Here is a 19475-nt window from a genome sequence, read left to right as displayed (position 1 = left end):
CTCCTCCAGACTCCCCTCCCTTACGGGCATGCGGTTCGTCGCCGCGATCCTCGTCTTCGTCACCCACGCCGCCGTCGCGAAGCTGTTCGCCGACGACTCCCTCAACGACGTGGTCGTGCAGTACACCAGCCGCGCCGGCTACCTGGGCGTCGGGTTCTTCTTCGTCCTCAGCGGCTTCGTCCTGACCTGGTCGGCGAAGTCCGGGGACAGCCCGCGGCGGTTCTACCGGCGCCGCCTGGCGAAGATCTACCCCAACCACTTCGTGACCTGGCTCGCCGGCATGCTGCTGATGATCTGGGCGGGTACGGCGGTGACGGCCGGGAACACCGTGCCGAGCCTCTTCCTCCTCCAGAGCTGGGTGCCGCAGCTCGACATCCTCGCCGGCACCAACGGCCCCAGCTGGTCGCTCTCCTGCGAGCTGCTGTTCTACCTGTCGTTCCCGCTGCTGCACGGCCTGATCCGCAAGATCCGGCCCGAGCGGCTGTGGATGTGGGTCGGCATCGTGATCGCCGCGTTCGTCGCCGTGCCACTCGTCGCGCAGCTGCTCCCCGGCAGCCCCGACTCCCCGTGGCAGCCGGTCTCGTGGTGGCGCTACTGGTTCGTCTACTTCCTGCCCGCCACCCGCGTACTGGACTTCGCCCTCGGCATCCTGATGGCCCGCGTCGTGATGACCGGCCGCTGGATCGGCATGAAGCAGCTGCCCGCCCTGGCCCTCCTGGCCGCCGGCTACGCGCTGATGGTGTTCCTGCCGGACGCATGGGGTCTCGTGGCGCCGACGGCGCTGCCGATCGCCCTGCTGATCGCCGCCGCGGCGGTGGCCGACACCAAGGGCGAGCGGTCGCCGTTCGCGACCCGGCCGATGATGTGGCTGGGCGAGGTCTCCTTCGCCTTCTACATCGTGCACTTCCTGGTGTTCCAGTACGGCCCGATGGGCCTCGCCGCGACCGACTCCTCGGCCGGCAAGACGTGGGACACCCCGGGTGCGCTCGGCATCATGGCGCTGACGTTCGCGCTGGCCCTGTTCTTCGGATGGCTGCTGTACGTGCTGGTGGAGCGGCCCGCGATGCGGCGCTTCGGGCGCCCGCGCCACCGGCCGGAGACCGGACCGGCGGCGCCCGGCGTCAGCGAACACCGGCAGCCGGTGGGAGCTGATCAGCGGTGACCGTACAGCCCGACGTACGGGTAGAGGAACGGGAACGGGAGGCCGCCGCCCCGGCGGCCTCCCCGGCCCCCGGCTCCCCCGCCTCCCGCTCGCGCCTTCCGTCCCTGACGGGCATGCGCTTCGTCGCCGCCCTGCTGGTGTTCCTGTACCACGCGTCGCTGCCGCACGTGGCGACCGATCTGTTCGCGGACGGGGGCGCCGCGGAGACCTACCGGCAGGTGCTCAGCCGGGCGGGCTGGGTCGGCGTCTCGTTCTTCTTCGTCCTCAGCGGCTTCGTGATGACGTGGTCGGCGCGCCCCGGCGACCGCGCGGTGTCGTTCTGGCGCCGCCGCTTCTTCAAGGTCTTCCCCAACCACGCGGTGATGTGGGTCCTGGGCCTGCTGCTGGTCGCGGCCTCCACCACGGGGGCGGCGCAGGCCGTGCCGAACCTGCTGCTGGTGCAGTCCTGGTTCCACGACATCGACGTGTACTTCAGCGTCAACCCGCCCAGCTGGTCGCTCTCGTGCGAGCTGCTGTTCTACCTGACGTTCCCGTTCTGGGCGCGGCTGGTGCGGCGGATCCGCGAGGAGAGGCTGTGGTGGTACGCGGGCGGCACCGTGGCCGCCGTCGCGGCCGTGGCCGTCGCCGCCGGCCTGTTCGTGCCGGGCACGCCGGTCATCGAGGTGCCGTACGCGGTCTCCGAGCCGCAGTTCTGGCTGGTCTACATCCTGCCCGCGACCCGCCTGCTGGACTTCGTGCTCGGCATCCTCATGGCGCGCATCGTCCTCTCGGGCCGCTGGATCCGCCTGGGTCTGCTCCCCGCCGGGCTGCTGACCGTCGCCGCCTACGCGGTCTCGCTGTTCGTCCCGCCGCCGTACTCCATCAACGCCGTCACCATCGTCCCGTTCGCACTGCTCATCTCGGCCGCCGCGACCGCCGACGTCCGGGGCACGCGATCGCCGTTCCGCGGGCGGGTGATGCTCTGGCTGGGCGAGGTCTCCTTCGCCTTCTACATGGTCCAGCAGGTCCTCCTTGAGGCCGTCCGCGGGCGCCTCGGTGCCACATGGCCCCTGCCCACCCCGCTCGCCCTCGCCGTGCTCGCCCTCGAAGCCGGTGCAGCGCTCCTGTGCGCCTGGCTGCTGTACGTGGCCGTCGAGCGTCCGGCCATGCGGTTCGCCCGGCCGCGGAAACGAACCTGACAAACAGGTCCGCCCCCGTCGCGGGCCTCCGCCCGGCCGCCTAGATTTTTACTTGAAAGTTCAAACTCTCCTGATCGGGGAGCGGACGCTCCTGATCGGGGGCAGAGAGGAAGTCACGCGATGCGCACCACCACGCTGGGGAAGAACGGCCCGGAGGTCGGCCGGATCGGTCTGGGGACGATGGGCATGTCCTTCGCCTACGACCCGCAGAACCGGAACGACGACGCCTCCGTCAAGGTGATCCACCGCGCGATCGACCTGGGCGTCACGCTGCTGGACACCGCCGACGTCTACGGCCCCTTCACCAACGAGGAGCTGGTCGGCAAGGCCCTCGCCGGCCGCCGCGACAAGGTCGTGCTCGCCACCAAGGGCGGTCTGGTCCTCGACGAGAACGGCCTGTCCCTCAACGGCCGCCCCGACTACCTGAAGTCGGCCCTGGAGGCGAGCCTCAAGCGCCTCGGCACCGACCGCGTCGACGTCTACATGCTGCACCGCATCGACCCGGAGGTCCCGGTCGAGGAGAGCTGGGGCGCGCTCGCCGAGCTCGTCGCCGCCGGCAAGGTCGGCGCGATCGGCCTCTCCGAGGTCGCGCTGGAGGACGTCAAGCGCGCCCAGGCCGTGCACCCGGTGGCCGTCGTCGAGTCCGAGGCGTCGCTGTTCACCCGCGACTCCTTCGGCGAGGTCCTTCCCTACTGCAACGAGCAGGGCATCGCCTTCCTGCCCTACTCGCCGCTGGGCCGCGGCCTGCTCACCGGCCGCTTCAGCAACCCCGCCGACCTCACCGAGGACGACTGGCGCCGCGCCATGCCGCGCTTCACCGAGGAGGCCATGGCCGCCAACAAGGCCATCGTGGACACCGTCGCCACGATCGCCGGGCGCCACGGCGTCACCCTCTCCCAGGTCGCCCTGGCCTGGCTGGTGGCCCAGGGCGAGCACGTCGTGCCGATCCCGGGCACCAAGACGCTCGCCTACCTGGAGCAGAACGCCGCGGCCGCCGACGTCGAGCTGACCGCCGCCGAGATCGCCGAACTCGACGCCCTCCCCGCCCCCGTCGGCGCCCGCGAGTAGCGGCCGCCGCGGCACCGGGACCCGGGCCGGCGGCGCGTGGATCCCCCGCCACGCACCGCCGGCCCGTATCTCTGCCACCACGCCCCTGACAGCGGCCCGCGTCCGCGCCCACGCCCGCGCCCCCGCTACCGGCCCGTCCCCCGGAGAACCATGCCCCTGCCCATCCTGGCCATGATGCTGTGCACCTTCAGCATCGGCACCGCGGAATCCGTCATCGCGGGCATCCTGCCGCGCATCGCGGACGACCTCGGGGTCTCGCTGTCCGCGGCGGGGCTGCTGGTGAGCGTGTACGCGGCCGTCGTGGTCGTCGTCGGCCCGCTGATGACGCTGGCCACCGGCCGGCTGGCGCGCAAGCCCCTCCTCCTGGGCATGCTGGCGCTCTTCACCCTCGGCAACGTGATCGCCGCACTCGCCGCCCCGGCCGGCTCGTACGCCCTCCTCGTCACCGGACGCCTCGTCAGCGCCTTCGCCCACTCCACGGTCTTCGCCATCTGCCTGACCTCCGCCGGCGAGCTCGCCCCGCCCGGGCAGCGCGCCTCCGCAGGCGCCCGGATCACCCTCGGCTTCGGCCTCGCCATGGTCCTCGGCGTGCCGCTGGGCACCTTCGTCGGCCAGCACTACGGCTGGAGCGCCACCTTCTGGACCATCACGGCCATGAGCCTGGCCTGCCTCGCCCTGCTGGCCCGCTGCTTCCCCTCCGGACCGCAGCGGCCCACGGCGGGCGGCGGCGGCAGCACCCTCGCCGAACTGCGCGTCCTGGCCCGCCCCCGGGTCCTGCGCGCCATCGCCATCACGGTCTTCTGCAGCGCCGGCGTCTTCACCGCCTTCACCTACGCGGTGCCCCTGCTCACGGACGTCAGCGGCTTCGGCGAACAGGCCGTCACGGCGCTGCTGCTCCTCTACGGCGCGGGCGGCGTCGCCGGAAACGCCCTCGGCGGCAAGGCGGCCGACCGGTCCCTCGTCCCGTCCCTGGCCGTGATCCTCGCGGCCGTGACGGGCGCGCTGCTCCTGCTGGCCGCGGTGGCCTCCCTCCCCTGGCTCACCGCGGGCGCCCTCCTGCTGCTGGGCCTGGCCTACTTCGGCACCGTCCCCGGCCTCAACACGATCATCGTCACCTCGGCCGAGGTCGGCTCGCCGACGCTGGCGCTGTCCGTCAACAGCTCGGCCTTCAACATCGGCATCGCCGCGGGCGGCCTGCTCGGGGGCGCCGCGGTCCAGTCCGGCGCGGGCCTGCGCGCAGCGCCGGTCGTGGGCGCGGCGGTGGTGGCCCTCGGGCTCGCCCTGTGCGCGTACGAACTGAAGGCCCGCCGCCCGGCCCGCGTGCTCGCCGCTTCCCCTTCAGGAAAGGACTGACCCGCCATGACGCACGTCCCGGCCCCCGCCCCCGGCGCCGCCGACAGCAACGCCAACCCCTTCAACCAGCGCATCATCGAGGAGTTCCGCGCCCACGCGGGCCGCGTGGGCGGCGACTTCGAGGGGATCCCCCTGATCCTCCTCACCACCACCGGCCGCCGCAGCGGCCTCCCCCGCACCACCCCGGCGACCTACCTGCGCGACGGCGGCGACTGGGTCGTCTTCGCCGCCAACGGAGGCGACGACACCGACCCCGCCTGGTGCCGCAACCTGCGCGCGAACCCCGTCGCCACCGTGGAGCACGAAGGCCGCACCCACCCCGTGGAGGCGGTCTTCACCGAAGCCGCCGAACGCGACCGCCTCTACGCACAGCAGGTCGCGATATCCCCGCAGTTCGCCGACTTCGAGAAGCGCACGGACCGCGTCATCCCGGTGGTACGCCTGCGCCCCGTACGCCTGCGCCCCTCCGGCGCCGCCACTCCCGCCTACCGGGTCGACCACCACGCCGTCACCGTGACCGACCTCGACCAAGCCGTCGCGTTCTTCACCGACGCCCTCGGAGCGCAGCTCCTCTACGAGGAAGGCCCCCTCGCCCACGCCACGGGCGACTGGATGACCCGCAAGCTCGGCGTCCACCCGCGCGCCGTCGCCCGGATCGCGATGCTGCGCCTGGGCCCGGCGACCCGCCTCGAACTCTTCGAATACACCGCCCCCGACCAGAACACCGTGCCGCCGGAGGCCGGCACGGCGGGGCACCACCGCCTGGCGGTGCGGGTGGACGACCTCGCGGCCGTCACGGAGCGTCTGAGCAGCGTTCCCGGGGGCCTGCCCCTGCGTCTGCTCCAGCGGCAGCCGGGAACCTCGACGGCCCACCCTGTGGACCACGTCGCCTACACGGTCGCCGACGTGGACGCCGCCGCGGCCTTCTTCACGGGCACCCTGGGCGCCGAGGAGACCCACCGCACCGCCGAGGGCGGCGTCGGCCTCCGCCTCGGGCCCGCCCCCGCCGTCCTGCTCTCCCCCGGCGCGCCCGCGCGCCCGCCCCGCAACAGCGACATCGGCGGCCACCACCTCGCCTTCGACGTCGACGACGTGGACGCCGCCGCGCAGCACCTGGCAACCGTCCCGGGCGTCGGCCTCCTCGGCGCCCCGGAGACCATCGCGGAAGGCCCCCTGACCGGCGACCGCTGGCTCTACTTCACGACGCCCGCCGGCATCGCGATGGAAATCAGGCACTGAAGGCTCCGGAAGCCGCCCCGGAAATGCAGAACACCCCTCCGTCCGTGTTTCCACGGGCGAAGGGGTGTCGCTGGCGGTAGCGGTGGGATTTGAACCCACGGTGGAGTTGCCCCCACACACGCTTTCGAGGCGTGCTCCTTAGGCCGCTCGGACACGCTACCGAGAGAGAGCTTAGCGGACGGTGGGCCGTGCTCTGAAATCGGTTCCGGGGCGCAGCGGTGTGACGCTCCTCATCAAGGGCGCCGGGGCGCACAGCGGCAGCGCTCAGCGGTCGCGGAAGAAGTCCGTCAGGAGCCCCGCGCACTCCCCGGCGAGGACGCCCTGGATCACTTCGGGGCGGTGGTTGAGCCGGCGGTCGCGGAGGACGTCCCACAGGGAGCCGGCAGCGCCGGCCTTCTCGTCCACGGCGCCGTAGACGACGCGGTCGACGCGGGAGAGGACGATCGCGCCCGCACACATCGTGCACGGCTCCAGCGTCACGACCAGCGTGCACCCCGCGAGGCGCCACTCGCCCACGGCCCGCGCCGCCTCGCGCAGGGCGAGGACCTCGGCGTGGCCGGTGGGGTCGCCGGTGGCCTCGCGCTCGTTGCGGCCGCGGCCGATGACGGAGCCGTCCGGACCCAGCACGACGGCGCCGACCGGCACGTCGCCGGTGGCGGGGGCCCGTACGGCCTCGTCCAGGGCGGCCCGCATGGGGCCGAGCCACGGTGCGCGTACGGGGTCGTGGTCTGTCGGCTCGCGGACGGCTTCGTTCATGGCACCAGTGTGAGCGAACCGGGCCCGGCGGCCGTCAGCGGACGGCCTCCAGGACCTCCGTGCAGCCGAGGGCGTCGGCGATCTCGCTGAGCGCCTCGCTTTCGAGGGCGAGCAGCTCCTTCGCGCCCACACCGAGGTCGGAGAGGATATCGACGTCGCCGAGCGGACCGGCCGGCCGCGGCTCGGCGGCGTCGCCCGCCTCCTCGGCCTCGTCCTCCACGGCGTCGGGCTCGCCGTCCTCCGTCCCGTCCAGGTCGAGGTCGTCGAGGTCGTCGGTGCCGTCGTTCTCGTCGCGGCCGATCAGCTCGTCCACGAGCATGGCGCCGTACGAGCTGCGGCCCGCGACGACCGCGTTCGAGACGAAGACGCGCGGGTCGTCCTCACCGTCCACACGGACGATCCCGAACCAGGAGTCCTCCTGCTCGATGAACGCCAGGACCGTGTCGTCGTCCACCGCGGACTCACGGGCCAGGTCGGCGAGGTCGGCCAGGGTTTCCACGTTGTCGAGGTCTGTATCGCTCGCTTGCCATCCGTCTTCGGTGCGCGCGAGCAGTGCGGCGAAGTACACCGTGACTCTCCCACTGGTCATAGGCGGTGCCGGGCCGGACGGGGACCACCCCGCCCACTCGGAATCGTGGCAGAAACCTCGCCGTTGCGAGAGGTCTTCCGCGCTGCGTCGTGCAGCAGTCCGAAGAGATGTGCCTCACGTGGCGCTGCGGGAGCCGCCGTCCGGGCGGGCGCGTCGCGTGCGCGTCGCGGGCACGTCACCAGCGGAAGGTCCTCATCCGCATTTGCTGGCGCATCCGGGCGGCGCGGGCCCGGCGCGGCTGGACGCGGTCGCGGAGCTCCTTCGCCTCGTTGAGCTCGCGCAGGAACTGGGCGCGTCTGCGGCGGCGGTCCGCCTCCTCCTCGGCCCCGGGCCCGGGTTCGGTCCGGGAGCCGGGAGCGGATCCGGGTTCGGGCGCCGGTGCGCCACGCGTCGTGTCGGGCTTCGTGTCGGGCTTCTCGGGGGCGTCTTCAGCCATGGCAGGACCACCTCGTGCCGAGTACTTCGCCGGCCACGCCCGGAGCGACAGACCGGGCGTACGTGCCCACTTTCCCCCTAAGTGGTGGTTTGATGCCAGTGCGGCGACAGACCGCCGCAGACCTGCAGCGGAGCGTCGAACGCCGCACGGCGGCCGCCGGGGGCCGAAAGCTCGGTTAATGTCGATGTCATGCGGATCCACGTCGTCGACCACCCCCTGGTGGCGCACAAGCTCACCACCCTGCGCGACAAGCGCACCGACTCCCCCACCTTCCGGCGTCTCGCCGACGAGCTGGTCACCCTGCTCGCCTACGAGGCCACGCGCGACGTGCGCACCGAGCAGGTGGACATCGAGTCCCCGGTGACGGCGACCACCGGCGTCAAGCTCTCCCACCCGCGCCCGCTCGTGGTGCCGATCCTGCGCGCCGGTCTCGGCATGCTCGACGGCATGGTCCGGCTGCTGCCGACCGCCGAGGTCGGCTTCCTGGGCATGATCCGCAACGAGGAGACCCTCAAGGCGGAGACCTACGCCACGCGCATGCCCGACGACCTCTCGGGCCGCCAGGTCTACGTCCTGGACCCGATGCTGGCGACGGGCGGCACGCTGGTCGCGGCGATCAACGAGCTGATCGCGCGCGGCGCCGACGACGTCACCGCGATCTGCCTGCTGGCCGCCCCCGAGGGCGTCGAGGTCATGGAGCGCGAGCTCGCGGGCGCCCCGGTCACCGTGGTCACCGCCTCGGTCGACGAGCGCCTCAACGAGAACGGCTACATCGTCCCGGGCCTGGGCGACGCGGGCGACCGCATGTACGGCACGGCGGGCTAGCCGCCGGCTCACGAGGCACGCACCGGCCGCGGTGTCCGCGCATTGCGCCGGACCCCGCCGTCGTGGCACTTCGCCGTTGCGGCGGGCGGTTCTTCCTCCGCCGCAACGGCGCATCACCACAGCGTGGCGGACCGGCGGTGCCGGACATCACCGCAGCCCGGGTGCGAGCCCCCTCAGCACTTGGACGGCCTCGGCGCCGGGGACGCGGCCTTCGACGGCGACGGCGCCGACGAGGGCGAGGGCGATTCCGAAGGCGCCTGCCCCGGCTCCACGCCCATGTCGGTCAGGGACCGGTCGGCGTCCTGCCGGGCCGTGAGCTCCTTGTACTCGTTGCCGATGACCAGGTCGACCTCTTCGTCGGCCGTGCGCTGGTCGTTCTTGACCTCGGCCCCGGCCATCTGGGTGCCGATGACCTTCAGCGCCCCCTCCGCGGCCGTCGGGGCACCGATCAGCAGGCCGATCTTCTCGACCTTCTTGTCGTAGAGGGCGGGTGCGTTGCCCACCTTGCCGATCTTGAAGCCGCGGCTCTTGAGCTCATCCGCGGTGATCTTGGCGAGTCCGCCGCGCGGAGTCGCGTTGTAGACGTTGACGGTGATGTCGGAGGGCCGGGGCAGCGGTTTCGGCTCCGCGCCCTCCTCCGCGGCCGCCTTGCAGTCGCCGTCCTTCGCCCCTTTCCCGCCCTTCGCGCCCGCGCCGTGGGCCTGTGTCTCGCTGGGGCCCCCGGTGAAGACGTCGACGAGCTGGAGAGTCCCCCATCCGGCCACGGCGAGCGCGACGGCTGAGGTGACTGCGGCGAGCACGATCCTGCGGCGGTTTCTGGGGCGTCGCATGTGCGGGAATCGCTTGCCCGTAATGCGGTACTTCCTGCCCATGCCGGGAGGGGTGAGCATGCTCATGGGCGCAGCGTAGTGCGGGGCAGGGCCGCTGCCTACTAAATGATCAATGGGTTCGCGCGGCCCAACCCGAAAGGCCGAACAACGGCCGGAAACAGCCGCCGAACGGCCCCGGGCCCCGGCGATCACGGACGGGCGGGCGGCCCGGCCGGCCCCGGCTAGCCCAGTTCGAGCACGCGGGCGTGCAGCACCTGGCGCTGCTGGAGCGCGGCGCGCACGGCGCGGTGCAGGCCGTCCTCGAGGTAGAGGTCGCCGTGCCACTTGACGACGTGGGCGAAGAGGTCGCCGTAGAAGGTCGAGTCCTCGGCCAGCAGGGTTTCCAGGTCGAGCTGCTGCTTGGTGGTCACCAACTGGTCGAGCCGCACCGGGCGCGGGGCGACGTCCGCCCACTGCCGGGTGCTCTCCCGGCCGTGGTCGGGGTACGGCCGCCCGTTTCCGATGCGCTTGAAGATCACACGGAAAGCCTACCGGGCGACAGGCTCCCGGCGCAGCCACGGCACGGGAGCGCGAAGGCGACAATCGGCCGCATACCAGGAGCAGCGGGGACCCCTCGGCAGGCCTCCGGGGACATTGCCCACAGCCTGTGGACACAGCCGGAGCACTCCGGCCGTCCACACGGGGTCAGCCGTGCGGCGGTACGAGCACCACGCCGGAATACTCGACTTCCGACTCCGTACGGTTCGCATAGGAGTGGGGTCGATCGCCCGCCATGCGGAGTCCGTACCCCTGCGGAAGGACGACCTCCTGTCCGCCGGCGGTGACGGCGAGGGTGCCGCGCAGGACATGGATCAGCTCCACGGTGCCGAGCACGTGGGCCTCACTGTGGTGCTCCTCGCCGGGGGCGAGCCGCCAGTGCCACAGCTCGGCGCCCACGGGCGGGGCGGCGCCGGTGACGAGCAGGCCCCTGCCGCCGTCCGGGCCGGTCCACAGGACGGGCTGGCCGTCGGGCGCCGCGGGCTGCAGCAGCGGCGCCGCGGGCTGCTGGAGCAGCTCGGTCAGGGGCACGCCGAAGGCGTCGCAGAGGCGGACCAGGGTGGCGAGGTTGGGGTTGGAGCGGGCGTTCTCCAGGGCGACGAGCATGCCCTTGCTGACCCGGGCGCGGGCGGCGAGCGCGTCGAGGCTCCAGCCCCGGTCCTTGCGCAGGGCGCGCACGCGCGCGGCGACGGCCTCCATGACGGACCTGTCGCCGCCGGACTCGTCGCCGGGCTTGTTGCCGGGTGCGTCGCCGGGCCTGCCCGCGTCCGCCGCTGCTTCGGTGTTGCCGCTCATGCCGGTCATCTTCGCCCCTCCCGGCATCCGGTCGTTTGATGCTACCGTCGATTTCACTTAAACGACTGCAGGAGGGTGGCACCGTCCATGTCCCCGGACCCGGATCTCGACCTCGATCTCGAAGCGGCGGCCGCGAGCGTGCACGTGGAGGCGGCCGTCCGCGCGCTGCGGCCCGACTTCACCGTGCTGGTGATCGCGGCGGACGGGCTGCCCGCCGGCCCGAGCGACCCCTGGTCGCGCGAGCAGCTCGCGGAGGCCGCCGCGACCGCCGAGGGCCTCGGCGACGTCACCGCCGAGCCCCACATCGCCGCCTGGCGCGCGGCCTACGGCGCGTTCGGCGCCAAGCCGGGCCGTACGCGCAACAGCGCCGAGGCCCTGATCCGCCGCGCCCCCGCGGGCCTGCCCGAGGTCAGCCTCCTGGTCGACGTCTACAACGCCGTGTCCGTCGCGCACCGCCTCCCGGTCGGCGGCGAGGACCTGGCCGCGTACGCCGGCGCGCCGCGCCTCGTGCGGGCCACGGGCGACGAGCCGTTCGACACGGTGGCCGGCGGCGCGCCGGCCGTCGAGCACCCCGAGCCCGGCGAGGTGATCTGGCGCGACGACCTCGGCGCCACCTGCCGCCGCTGGAACCACCGCCAGTGCGTCCGCACGCGCATCACCGAGAAGTCCACGAGCGCACTGTTCCTGCTGGAGCGGCTCGACCCCATGCCGCTCGACGCGCTGCACGCCGCGGCCGACGACCTCCTGGCCCGGCTGCGCGAGCGCGCGCCGGAACTGCGCGCGGTCTCCCGCCTGGTCTGACGTCGCCCGCCTGATCCGGCGCCGCCCGCCTGATCCGGCGCCGCCCGCCTGATCCGGCGCCGCCTGCCTGATCCGGCGCCGGTCAGTCCTGCCGCCGGTCAGTCCTGCTTCGTCTGCCGCGGGGTCCTCCTGGCGGGCCGGACGGTCGCCTTCTTGGCCGCACCCTCCTTGGCGGCCCGCTTCATCTCCTGCTTGTGCGCCCGCACCTTGGCCAGCGACTCGGGCCCGGTGATGTCCGCGACCGAGCGGTAGGAGCCCTCCTCGCCGTACGCGCCGGCGGCCTCGCGCCAGCCCTCCGGCGCGACCCCGAGCTGCTTGCCGAGCAGCGCGAGGAAGATGCGGGCCTTCTGCTCGCCGTAGCCGGGCAGCTCCTTGAGCCGCCCGAGCAGCTCCTCGCCGGTGGCGACGCCCTCCCACACCGCGCTCGCCTCGCCGCCGTAGTGCTCGACCAGGTACTGGCAGAGCTGCTGGACGCGCTTGGCCATCGCGCCGGGATAGCGGTGCACCGCCGGCTTCTCCGACAGCAGCGCCGCGAACGCCTCCGGGTCGTAGGCGCCGATCTCGTACGCGTCGAGGTCGTCACGCCCCATCCGCTGCGCGATGGCGTAGGGACCGGCGAAGGCCCACTCCATGGGGATCTGCTGGTCCAGCAGCATCCCCGTCAGCGCGGCGAGCGGGCTGCGGCCGAGCAGGGCGTCGGCCTCGGGCTGCTGGGCGAGGTGAAGGGTCTTGTCCATGCCTCGATGATCGCCCCGGAACACGCGGAACATCCGGAAGAGGCGGTCTTGCGGACGGCGTGCCACGGCGGCTGTCATGGTCGGACCGCGGCCGGGCACCGGGGCCCGAGCGGTACGTCCAAGCGGTACGTCCAAGCGGTACGTCCGTGCGGTACGTCCGTGCGGTACGTCCGTGCGGTACGTCCGTGCGGTACGTCCGTGCGGTACGTCCGAGCGAGGGAGGCTCTGCATGGCGCGAGTCCGTGTGCGCGGCGCGGAGCTCTTCCACGAGGTCGCGGGCGAGGGCGAGCCGCTGGTGCTCGTCCACGGCGGACTGACCGACCACTACACCTGGCAGGCGGTCCTCCCGGCCCTGGCGGAGTCCTTCCGCGTCCTCGTCTACGACCGGCGCGGGCACAGCGCCAGCACCCGCGGCGCGGGCCGCGGCACCCGCCGCGACCACGAGGACGACCTCGCCGCGCTGCTGCAGACGCTGGGCTTCGCCCCGGCCCACGCCGTCGGCAACTCCTTCGGCGCGTCCACCGCCCTGGGCCTGGCCGTCCGCCGCCCCGACCTCCTGCGCACCGTCGTCGCCCACGAACCCCCGCTGCTGGGCGTCATCCCCCGCGACGACCCCGCCCACATCCTGATGCGGGCCGCGCAGGACGGCATCGACGCGGCGGTGGCCCTGATCCTCGCGGGAGAGGCGGGCGAGGGGGTGCGCCGCTTCATGGAAGAGGTGGCCCTGGGCCCGGGCTCCTGGGCCGCCCTGCCCGACCGGGTGCGCGCGACCCTCGTCGCCAACAGCCGCGCGTTCGCGGCCGAGCAGTCCGACCCCGGCTGGGCGAACCTCGACCTCGCCCGGCTGTCCGCCTACTCCGGGCGGGCGCTGCTGACGTACGGGACGGAGAGCCTGCCGTGGCTGCCGCCGGTCACGGCCGAGCTCTCGCGGGCCGTGCGGCGGTCGGAGCTGCGGAGCCTGGAAGGCGCAGGCCATGTTCCGCATGTGTCGCACCCGGAGCCGTTCGTGGCGATGGTGCGGAGATTCATCGAGGCGGCATGACGCCGCGTGACCGCCGTCCGGGCGCGCGCCCCGGTACCTGAGCGTCCGCGCGCCGCGCGCCCCTGCGCCCGCTCCGGGGCGCCGCTCCAGCGCGTCAGCACCCTCTGTGCGGGAGCGGCAGGAGTGCCCGACCGTGGAGGGGGACGGACAAAGTGCCCTGCGGAAAGACGCGGACAGACGCGGAAAGAGGGGGCCCGCAATGGAGAGCACGCACGTCACCGGCCGGCCGCTGCCGGACGAACCGCCCGCGGCCAAACGCCCCTACGTGGAACCGCGCATCGACGAGCTCGGCACGGTCGAACAACTGACCGCCCACGACTCGGAAGGCCGGAAGGGAAGCCATGGAGCCCGTCCCCGTTCCCGTCGGTGACTACCTGGGCTGCTACGGACGCGTCCCGTTCGGCGGCGGCAGCACCCCCCGCATCTCGTACGTGACCGCCCCCTTCGGGCAGCGCCCCGCCTGGTCGGACCCCGGACGCCACCTCGTGCAGTGGGCGGCGCCGGGGACGGCCCGGGTCCCGTTCCCCTCCGAGCGGGAGAGACTCCTGCTGACCGGTGTCGTCCACGGCCCGGTCACGCCCGCGTGGGTCGCGCGGCTCGTCCACGCCCTCAAGGAGGGCCGCCACGCGGAACTCGCCCGCCTGCCCGGCGAGCTGGCCGGTGCACTGGTCGCCGACCACAGGGTGTTCCTCTTCCGCAGCGCCGCCGGAGAGGAAGGCCTGCACTACCGCTGCTCCAAGGACCTGCTGCGGTTCTCCACCGACCCGACCGATCTGCTCGACGGCCCCGGGGAGTTCGACCCGGAGGCCGTCCGGCGCTCCTGCCGCGGCGAGTCCGTCTTCGTCTACCCCGGCATCACCCCCGTCCCGCCCGGCCGGATCGTCACCGTCGAGCACGGTGCGCCGACCACGGCCGCCTACGATCCGGTGACCCCGCTGGAGCTGCCCGCGCGCACCACGATGGCGGAGTACGCCGCGACCGCCTGGGACCTCCTGGTGGAGTCCGTACGGCCCTACGCCGGCCGCGGCCGGACCGGCATCCTGCTCAGCGGCGGCCTGGACTCCGCGGCCGTGCTCGCGGCCCTGGTGGCGGCCGGAGCCGACGTGGTCGCCTACCACCGGGCCACCCGGGACCCCCTCGCGGACGAGTCCGGATACGCCCGGGCGGTCTGCGACCACCTGGGGGTGCCGTTCGTTCCGGTCGTGACGGACGACGGCGCCGGATACCTGGACGAGCGGTGGGAGTTCCCCCACCCGTACAGCCACACGGCCGACCACACCGCCTACCGGTGGCTGGAACAGACCGCCGAGCGCGTCGCCCGGGACGGGATCACCTTCCTCGCCTGGGGCCGCGAGGGCGGCAGGATCTTCGGCCCGTCGCGCTACGGCCTGCACGGCGTGCTCACCGGCGACCTGACCGCGCGGGAGAAGGCCGTCCTGTGCCGGGGGCTGCTCACCTCCCGCTGGGAGCTCCCCCGCATCCTGCGCAGCGCCTCGCCCGGCTCCTCGCTGCTCGACGACGGCGCGCCCGGGCGCGGGGGTGCGCGGGCCGCGGACTTCCTCACGCCCTTCCCCGGCGACCCGGAAGGAACCAAAGGAACCACCGGCGCGCCCGGACCCGGTTCTCCCGGTCACCCCGAATACCCCAGCCACCCCAGCCACCCCGGTTACCCCGGTTACGCACCGCAGGAGCACTGCGCGAACCTGACCCTCTGGCGGCCCCGCGGCATCCAGCTGTGCAACCCCCTGGGCGGAAAGGACCTGCGGCGGCTCTCCGCCCGTATGCCGGACGCCTACCGGCTCCTGCCGCACCAGGGGCGGCTGATCACCAAGCCCGTGCTGCGGCTGATGCTCTCCAGCCGGTTCCCCGCGGCCGTCTGGCGGCGGCACGGCCGGCTGTGGCCCGGCTCCCCGCACAAGGACTACGTCCTCGGCCACCGCCACGTCCTCGCCGCCCTCATCGGCGCTCCGGAGGCGCACCTCGTCCGCCTGGGCATCGTCGACCCCCTGCGGCTCGCGGACGTCCTGGCCGAGCCGGCGCGGCTGCGCCTCAACGCGGACGCCCTGCTCAGCACCGCCATGACCGAGCTGTTCCTGCGCAGCGACGCGCGGCGCACGCCCGCGAACCGGAGGGGGTTCACCCGATGCCTCTGATCGGCCTGGCCGACCACGCCGTCTTCGACGACACCGACGACGCCGGCCTCATCCTCGACACCCGCCGGGGTGTCTGCCTGTCCCTCAACTCCACGGCCACCTACATGCTGCGCACCGCCCTGGCGTGCGACTCCGTCTCCGCGGCGGTCGCCCGGCTGCGCGAGGACTTCGACGCGGACGACGCCACGCTGGCCGCCGGGCTGGCCGGCCTCGCCGACCGGCTGGGCGAGCGGGCCCTGCTGCCGGAGGAGACGGCGCGCGCGCCGCGCGGGTGGCGCCTGAGGAGGACGTACTCGTGGAGGGCGCACCGCCGGAGGGCGGACCGGTGATCGCGGACTGGGAGTTCTTCCTGGACGGCCCCCGGGAGGGCCCGCCGCCGCCCGCCGTCCCGCTCCGCCTGCGGGCGGTCGCCCTCGCCCGCACGGCGCGGGCGCTGTGGCTGTACCGGCGGCGCGGCTGGCGCGGGGCGTACCCGTATCTGTGCCGCACCCGGCCCGCCCGGGGCTCGGCCGCGCTCTCCGGCCTGGCGCCGGGCACGGCGGTGCGGCTGGCCCGCCGGGAGATCCTCGGCGCGCAGCTGGTGCTCCGGGCGATGCTGCCCAACGGTCCGTGCCTGCCGAGGTCGTTGGCCCTGACCACGTATCTGTGCGCACTCGGGCTGCCCGCGCGGATGACGGTGGCCCGCGGCCGCGCCACGCCCTCACCGGCGCAGGCGTTCCACTCGTGGGCCGAGCTCCACGGCACGGTCCTGACCGACAACCCCGACGTCCGGCTCGGCTACACGGTGCTGCAACGCGTCCCGTAGCGAAGGCTCTTGCCGCAAACGACCAGTTGTTCTAGCGTGATACGAACAAAGCGCGGCGCTTGCGGTGCTTGCAGTGCTTGCAGTGCTTGACGAGTCGGGGGGAGCGGCAATGAGCAGCAGCGTGCAGGGCGGCGGCCCGGGGGCGGAGGCGGCGGCCTGGAGCCGTACGGTCGTGGCGGGCTGGATGCTGGGGCTGGGGGCGGCGTCCGGGGTGGGGTTCCTGGCGGTCGCCCTCCTGGTGGACGACGCATGGTCCGTCTTCCCCGTCCTGCTGGTGGCTTCGGCCGCCCTGCTGATCACGGGCGCCGTCCGGGTCACGGTCACGGCCCGCGGGGTGACGGTCCACTCCGTCCTCCTCCCCCTCGTGCGGCGCCGGATACCGCTGTCCCGCATACGCCACGCGTGGGCGAAGCAGAGCCGGCCGGGCGAGCTCGGCGGCTGGGGGTACCGCTGGATGCCGGGGCAGACCGCGGTCTCGCTGCGCGCGGGCGACGCCCTGTGGCTGGAGCTGACGTCCGGGAAGCACTTCGTCGTCACCGTCGACGACGCCGCCAATGCCGCGGCACGGGTGAACAGTTCCGTGGCCCCGGTGAAGGAGTGACGGAGGCGTGGCGGAAGAGTGACGCAAGAGGCCAGACCGACGGACGACAGCAGGAGCGCAGCAGCATGACCACGGAGACCGGCGTGACACGGACCCTCGCCCACACCGCGACCGGCAAGGCCGTGGACGTCTATGCGCCGCCCGGCGCCGGGCCCGCGCCCGCGCCCGCCGTCCTGCTCTGGCACGGCACGGGACCGGACGAGCGGGAGATCATGCGGCCGGTCGCGGAGGCGGCGGCAGCCCGGGGAGTCGTGGTCTTCGCCGCGGACTGGCGTTCCGACGCCCCCGACCGCGGCATGGCACATCTGTTGGACTCCCTGTCGTTCGTACGGGAGCGGGCGGCGGAGTACGGCGGCGACCCCGGCCGGATCGTGGTCGCCGGGTGGTCGGCCGGCGCGGGGGCGGCGGTGGCCACCGCGCTGCGGCCCGATCTGTTCGGCGGCTGGCGGCCGGCCGCGGTCGTGGGCATCGCCGGCCGGTACGACGTGCCGGCCCGCACGACCGGCTCCGTCCCCCTGAAGGATCTCGCGGACGCCGCAGACCTCCCGGCCACGACCCCGGCCACGGCTACAGCTACGACCTCGCCCGTGCCGGTGCGGCTCGTGCACGGCTCGGCGGACGACCAGGTGGACGTCCGCTTCTCGTGGGAGTTCGCCGCAGCGCTCCAGGGGCACGGGCACCCGGTGCGGCTGGAGGAGCCGCGGACGGACCACGCCGGGGTGATCATGAGCGAGTTCGACCCGGCGCTGGGCCGCCTCCGCCCGAGCACGGCCGAACACGCCGTGGAAGGCGGCCGGATCACGGCGCGGGCGCTGGTGGAGGCAGCAGGGATCACGGACTGAACGGACCGAGGAGCCGGGGGCGGGACAGCGCGGGCCAGCACGGGGCAGCGCGGGGCGGCAGGGCGCGCGCCGGGCACGCCCCGGCCCGCGCCACCACGCCACCACGCCACCGCTCAGGCGACGCTGCCGTCCTGCGGACCCGGCTCCTCCGCCCGTACGGACGGGAAGGCGTCCACGATGGTGAAGGCGCCCTCCACCCCGGCCACCCGCATCACCCGCGACACGCGCGGCACACCCCGCACCACCCGCAGCCGCCCGCCGCGGCAGAGCATGCGGTGCCGGGCTCTGAGCAGCAGCCGGAGCCCGCTCGCGTCCAGAAACGTCACCCGGCGGAGGTCGATCACGATGTCGGCGCGGCCCCGTTCGGTCAGCGCATCCATGCGCGGCCCGAGTTCCTGTTCCGCCAAGATGTCCATCTCGCCGTGCAGTTCAATGATGATCGCGCCGCACGCCACACGCTCCCGCATGGCGAAGGCGGGCTCGTCCGCGCCCATGTCGCCCCTCACCGACCTCCCTCGGCCCCGCACCCTCCGGCACCGGCCGTCCGCCGGCTGCCGGATACCTTTCTGGTGCCCCCGCAGTACGTGAATCTCACCTTTGTCGCAAAGCTGTGATCGCGCCTCCGGATTCGCCCGCGCCGGAGTGCGCGCGGGCGCGGAACGCACGAGGCCCCGGCGCCGGACCCGGGCGCGAGACGGGTCCGGGGCCGGGGCTCCGGAAAGCAGGTCGGGGGAAGCGGCATCGGGGGGACAGCCGCTTCCCCCGGCGGGGTCACGGCCTCCAAGTCCGGGCCGCGGTCGGGGGGGAAGCTCGCGGCCCTGACCCCGCAGTGAGGCCATGTCCCTGGCCCTCCGGATTCCTGCCAGATCCGGTACGGGCTCCCCCCATCCTCCGCCCCGGCGCAGGGGCCTCCGTACGGCGAAGGACCCGGCTTGGCAGGCCTTTGGTCCTTAAAGGTGGCGTGAGTGTGGTGCGAGTGCGGCGTGGAGTGTGACGTGAGTGCGGCGCAAGCGACCGGGCACGTTCCCGGCATTCGGGCAAACGTACGGTTAGACTCCGCCACCGGAGCAGGGGATCACGGGGATCACCGGGGGAGGGAGTGCGCCGTGGAGAAGGCGAAGAAGATCACGCTGTGGGCGCTCGGCATTTTCGTGGCGTACACGATCATCCACTCCCCCAAGCGGTCGGCGGAGCTCGTCCAGATAGGGTTCGAGGGCATCTCGGACGCCGCCAAGAGCGTCGGCGAGTTTATGACCCAACTGATCAGCTGACGGGCCGCGCCGAGCCGAGGGGCCGGAGCGGTCCGGTCCGCCCCGGCGTGGAGGCAGTGCCGTGATTCGTCACCTCGTCCTGTTCAAGCTCAACGAGGGCGTCCGGCGCGACGACCCGCGCGTCGTCGCCGGTGTACAGGCGTTCGAGAAGCTCGGCGGCGCCATCCCGGAGCTGCGCTTCTGGGAGTGCGCCTGGAACATCTCGGACCGGCCGATCGCCTATGACTTCGCCATCAACTCCGCCGTCGACGACGCCGAGGCACTCCAGCGCTACCTGGACCACCCCGCGCATCAGGCGGGTGTCGCGCAGTGGCGTGAATTCGCCACTTGGGTGATCGCCGACTACCCCTTCTGAGCGCCCGCTGCGCACGGCCCCTCGCCACCATGGCGAGGGGCCGTTTTTATGGTCAACACGATGTTATGGGGTTCTTGCACACAGTGCACATGTCTTGTGA

The 19475-nt window shown here is 73.4% G+C and carries 24 protein-coding genes and 1 tRNA gene; 16 read left to right on the top strand and 9 right to left on the bottom strand.

The genetic code is table 11. From position 1 onward, the window contains the following. Window positions 1–28: 28 nt before the first annotated feature. The 5 genes from IE241_RS21570 (at window position 29) to IE241_RS34265 (ending at window position 6000) form a co-directional block, all read left to right on the top strand. The gene (locus IE241_RS21570) at window positions 29–1162 is read left to right on the top strand and encodes an acyltransferase family protein (RefSeq protein WP_190023429.1); all 1134 of its coding nucleotides are present in this window, start codon (window positions 29–31) and stop codon (window positions 1160–1162) included. After that, window positions 1159–2340, top strand: a complete 1182-nt coding sequence (locus IE241_RS21565) for an acyltransferase family protein (RefSeq protein ID WP_229899590.1) — start codon at window positions 1159–1161, stop codon at window positions 2338–2340. The genes IE241_RS21570 and IE241_RS21565 overlap by 4 nt, the downstream gene beginning before the upstream one ends. Window positions 2341–2460: 120 nt before the next feature. Further along, on the top strand, window positions 2461–3408 hold the full coding sequence (locus IE241_RS21560; protein ID WP_190023428.1) for an aldo/keto reductase: 948 nt from the start codon (window positions 2461–2463) through the stop codon (window positions 3406–3408). 150 nt (window positions 3409–3558) lie between these two features. Beyond that, window positions 3559–4761: an MFS transporter gene (locus tag IE241_RS21555; RefSeq protein ID WP_190023427.1), complete on the top strand. Its 1203-nt coding sequence runs from the start codon at window positions 3559–3561 to the stop codon at window positions 4759–4761. 6 nt (window positions 4762–4767) lie between these two features. Beyond that, a complete protein-coding gene (locus IE241_RS34265; RefSeq protein ID WP_229899587.1) occupies window positions 4768–6000 on the top strand; it encodes a nitroreductase/quinone reductase family protein in 1233 nt (410 codons plus the stop codon). A 71-nt stretch (window positions 6001–6071) separates the two neighbouring features. Here the strand turns inward: IE241_RS34265 and IE241_RS21535 are convergent. From IE241_RS21535 to IE241_RS21520, 4 genes are all read right to left on the bottom strand, one after another. After that, window positions 6072–6161, bottom strand: a tRNA-Ser gene (locus IE241_RS21535). Window positions 6162–6264: 103 nt separating this feature from the next. Then, window positions 6265–6756, bottom strand: coding sequence for a tRNA adenosine(34) deaminase TadA (gene tadA, locus IE241_RS21530; RefSeq protein ID WP_190023426.1), 492 nt, complete (start codon window positions 6754–6756; stop codon window positions 6265–6267). Window positions 6757–6790: 34 nt separating this feature from the next. Beyond that, on the bottom strand, window positions 6791–7324 hold the full coding sequence (locus IE241_RS21525; protein ID WP_190023510.1) for a tRNA adenosine deaminase-associated protein: 534 nt from the start codon (window positions 7322–7324) through the stop codon (window positions 6791–6793). A 196-nt stretch (window positions 7325–7520) separates the two neighbouring features. After that, entirely contained in the window at window positions 7521–7781 is a 261-nt protein-coding gene (locus IE241_RS21520; protein WP_190023425.1) for a hypothetical protein, read from the bottom strand. 189 nt (window positions 7782–7970) lie between these two features. Here IE241_RS21520 and upp point away from each other — a divergent pair, with 189 nt between their 5' ends. Further along, a complete protein-coding gene (upp, locus tag IE241_RS21515; RefSeq protein WP_190023424.1) occupies window positions 7971–8606 on the top strand; it encodes a uracil phosphoribosyltransferase in 636 nt (211 codons plus the stop codon). A 173-nt stretch (window positions 8607–8779) separates the two neighbouring features. Here upp and IE241_RS21510 read toward each other — a convergent pair whose 3' ends face one another. From IE241_RS21510 to IE241_RS21500, 3 genes are all read right to left on the bottom strand, one after another. Further along, window positions 8780–9502 (bottom strand): LytR C-terminal domain-containing protein, encoded by a 723-nt coding sequence (locus IE241_RS21510; RefSeq protein ID WP_190023423.1) that lies wholly within the window; start codon window positions 9500–9502, stop codon window positions 8780–8782. A 155-nt stretch (window positions 9503–9657) separates the two neighbouring features. After that, window positions 9658–9954 carry a type II toxin-antitoxin system VapB family antitoxin gene (locus IE241_RS21505; protein ID WP_030368795.1) on the bottom strand — a complete coding sequence of 99 codons (297 nt, stop codon included), beginning with the start codon at window positions 9952–9954 and terminating at the stop codon, window positions 9658–9660. A 166-nt stretch (window positions 9955–10120) separates the two neighbouring features. Beyond that, entirely contained in the window at window positions 10121–10768 is a 648-nt protein-coding gene (locus tag IE241_RS21500) for a helix-turn-helix domain-containing protein (protein ID WP_190023422.1), read from the bottom strand. Between the two features lie 87 nt (window positions 10769–10855). Between IE241_RS21500 and IE241_RS21495 the strand changes: the two genes are divergently transcribed. After that, entirely contained in the window at window positions 10856–11569 is a 714-nt protein-coding gene (locus tag IE241_RS21495; protein ID WP_190023421.1) for a B3/B4 domain-containing protein, read from the top strand. Window positions 11570–11667: 98 nt separating this feature from the next. Here IE241_RS21495 and IE241_RS21490 read toward each other — a convergent pair whose 3' ends face one another. Then, window positions 11668–12306, bottom strand: a complete 639-nt coding sequence (locus IE241_RS21490; protein ID WP_190023420.1) for an HhH-GPD-type base excision DNA repair protein — start codon at window positions 12304–12306, stop codon at window positions 11668–11670. Window positions 12307–12535: 229 nt separating this feature from the next. Between IE241_RS21490 and IE241_RS21485 the strand changes: the two genes are divergently transcribed. From IE241_RS21485 to IE241_RS21455, 7 genes are all read left to right on the top strand, one after another. Next, window positions 12536–13348, top strand: a complete 813-nt coding sequence (locus tag IE241_RS21485) for an alpha/beta fold hydrolase (RefSeq protein ID WP_190023419.1) — start codon at window positions 12536–12538, stop codon at window positions 13346–13348. Window positions 13349–13547: 199 nt separating this feature from the next. Continuing rightward, window positions 13548–13718 (top strand): hypothetical protein, encoded by a 171-nt coding sequence (locus IE241_RS21480; RefSeq protein ID WP_190023418.1) that lies wholly within the window; start codon window positions 13548–13550, stop codon window positions 13716–13718. After that, a complete protein-coding gene (locus IE241_RS21475) occupies window positions 13690–15501 on the top strand; it encodes an asparagine synthase-related protein (RefSeq protein WP_190023417.1) in 1812 nt (603 codons plus the stop codon). The genes IE241_RS21480 and IE241_RS21475 overlap by 29 nt, the downstream gene beginning before the upstream one ends. Further along, window positions 15492–15830, top strand: coding sequence for a PqqD family protein (locus IE241_RS21470; protein WP_190023416.1), 339 nt, complete (start codon window positions 15492–15494; stop codon window positions 15828–15830). The genes IE241_RS21475 and IE241_RS21470 overlap by 10 nt, the downstream gene beginning before the upstream one ends. Beyond that, the gene (locus IE241_RS21465; protein ID WP_190023415.1) at window positions 15797–16306 is read left to right on the top strand and encodes a lasso peptide biosynthesis protein; all 510 of its coding nucleotides are present in this window, start codon (window positions 15797–15799) and stop codon (window positions 16304–16306) included. The genes IE241_RS21470 and IE241_RS21465 overlap by 34 nt, the downstream gene beginning before the upstream one ends. Before the next feature lie 109 nt (window positions 16307–16415). After that, window positions 16416–16907, top strand: a complete 492-nt coding sequence (locus tag IE241_RS21460) for a hypothetical protein (protein ID WP_190023414.1) — start codon at window positions 16416–16418, stop codon at window positions 16905–16907. Window positions 16908–16972: 65 nt separating this feature from the next. Next, window positions 16973–17749: an alpha/beta hydrolase gene (locus IE241_RS21455; RefSeq protein WP_190023413.1), complete on the top strand. Its 777-nt coding sequence runs from the start codon at window positions 16973–16975 to the stop codon at window positions 17747–17749. Window positions 17750–17862: 113 nt separating this feature from the next. On the opposite strand, the gene IE241_RS21450 is transcribed toward IE241_RS21455, so the two are convergent. Then, a complete protein-coding gene (locus IE241_RS21450) occupies window positions 17863–18255 on the bottom strand; it encodes an STAS domain-containing protein (RefSeq protein ID WP_190023412.1) in 393 nt (130 codons plus the stop codon). Between the two features lie 600 nt (window positions 18256–18855). On the opposite strand from IE241_RS21450, the gene IE241_RS21445 reads away from it, so the two are divergent. Both IE241_RS21445 and IE241_RS21440 read left to right on the top strand, forming a co-directional pair. Beyond that, window positions 18856–19020 carry a hypothetical protein gene (locus IE241_RS21445; RefSeq protein ID WP_190023411.1) on the top strand — a complete coding sequence of 55 codons (165 nt, stop codon included), beginning with the start codon at window positions 18856–18858 and terminating at the stop codon, window positions 19018–19020. A 61-nt stretch (window positions 19021–19081) separates the two neighbouring features. Further along, entirely contained in the window at window positions 19082–19375 is a 294-nt protein-coding gene (locus IE241_RS21440; protein WP_190023410.1) for a Dabb family protein, read from the top strand. The last annotated feature ends 100 nt before the right edge of the window (window positions 19376–19475 follow it).

Origin of the sequence: Streptomyces hiroshimensis (assembly GCF_014650335.1) — a bacterium.
GTDB lineage: Bacteria > Actinomycetota > Actinomycetes > Streptomycetales > Streptomycetaceae > Streptomyces > Streptomyces hiroshimensis.
The sequence above is the reverse complement of the archived record's forward strand: the minus strand, read 5'-3'. Positions and strand labels throughout refer to the sequence as shown.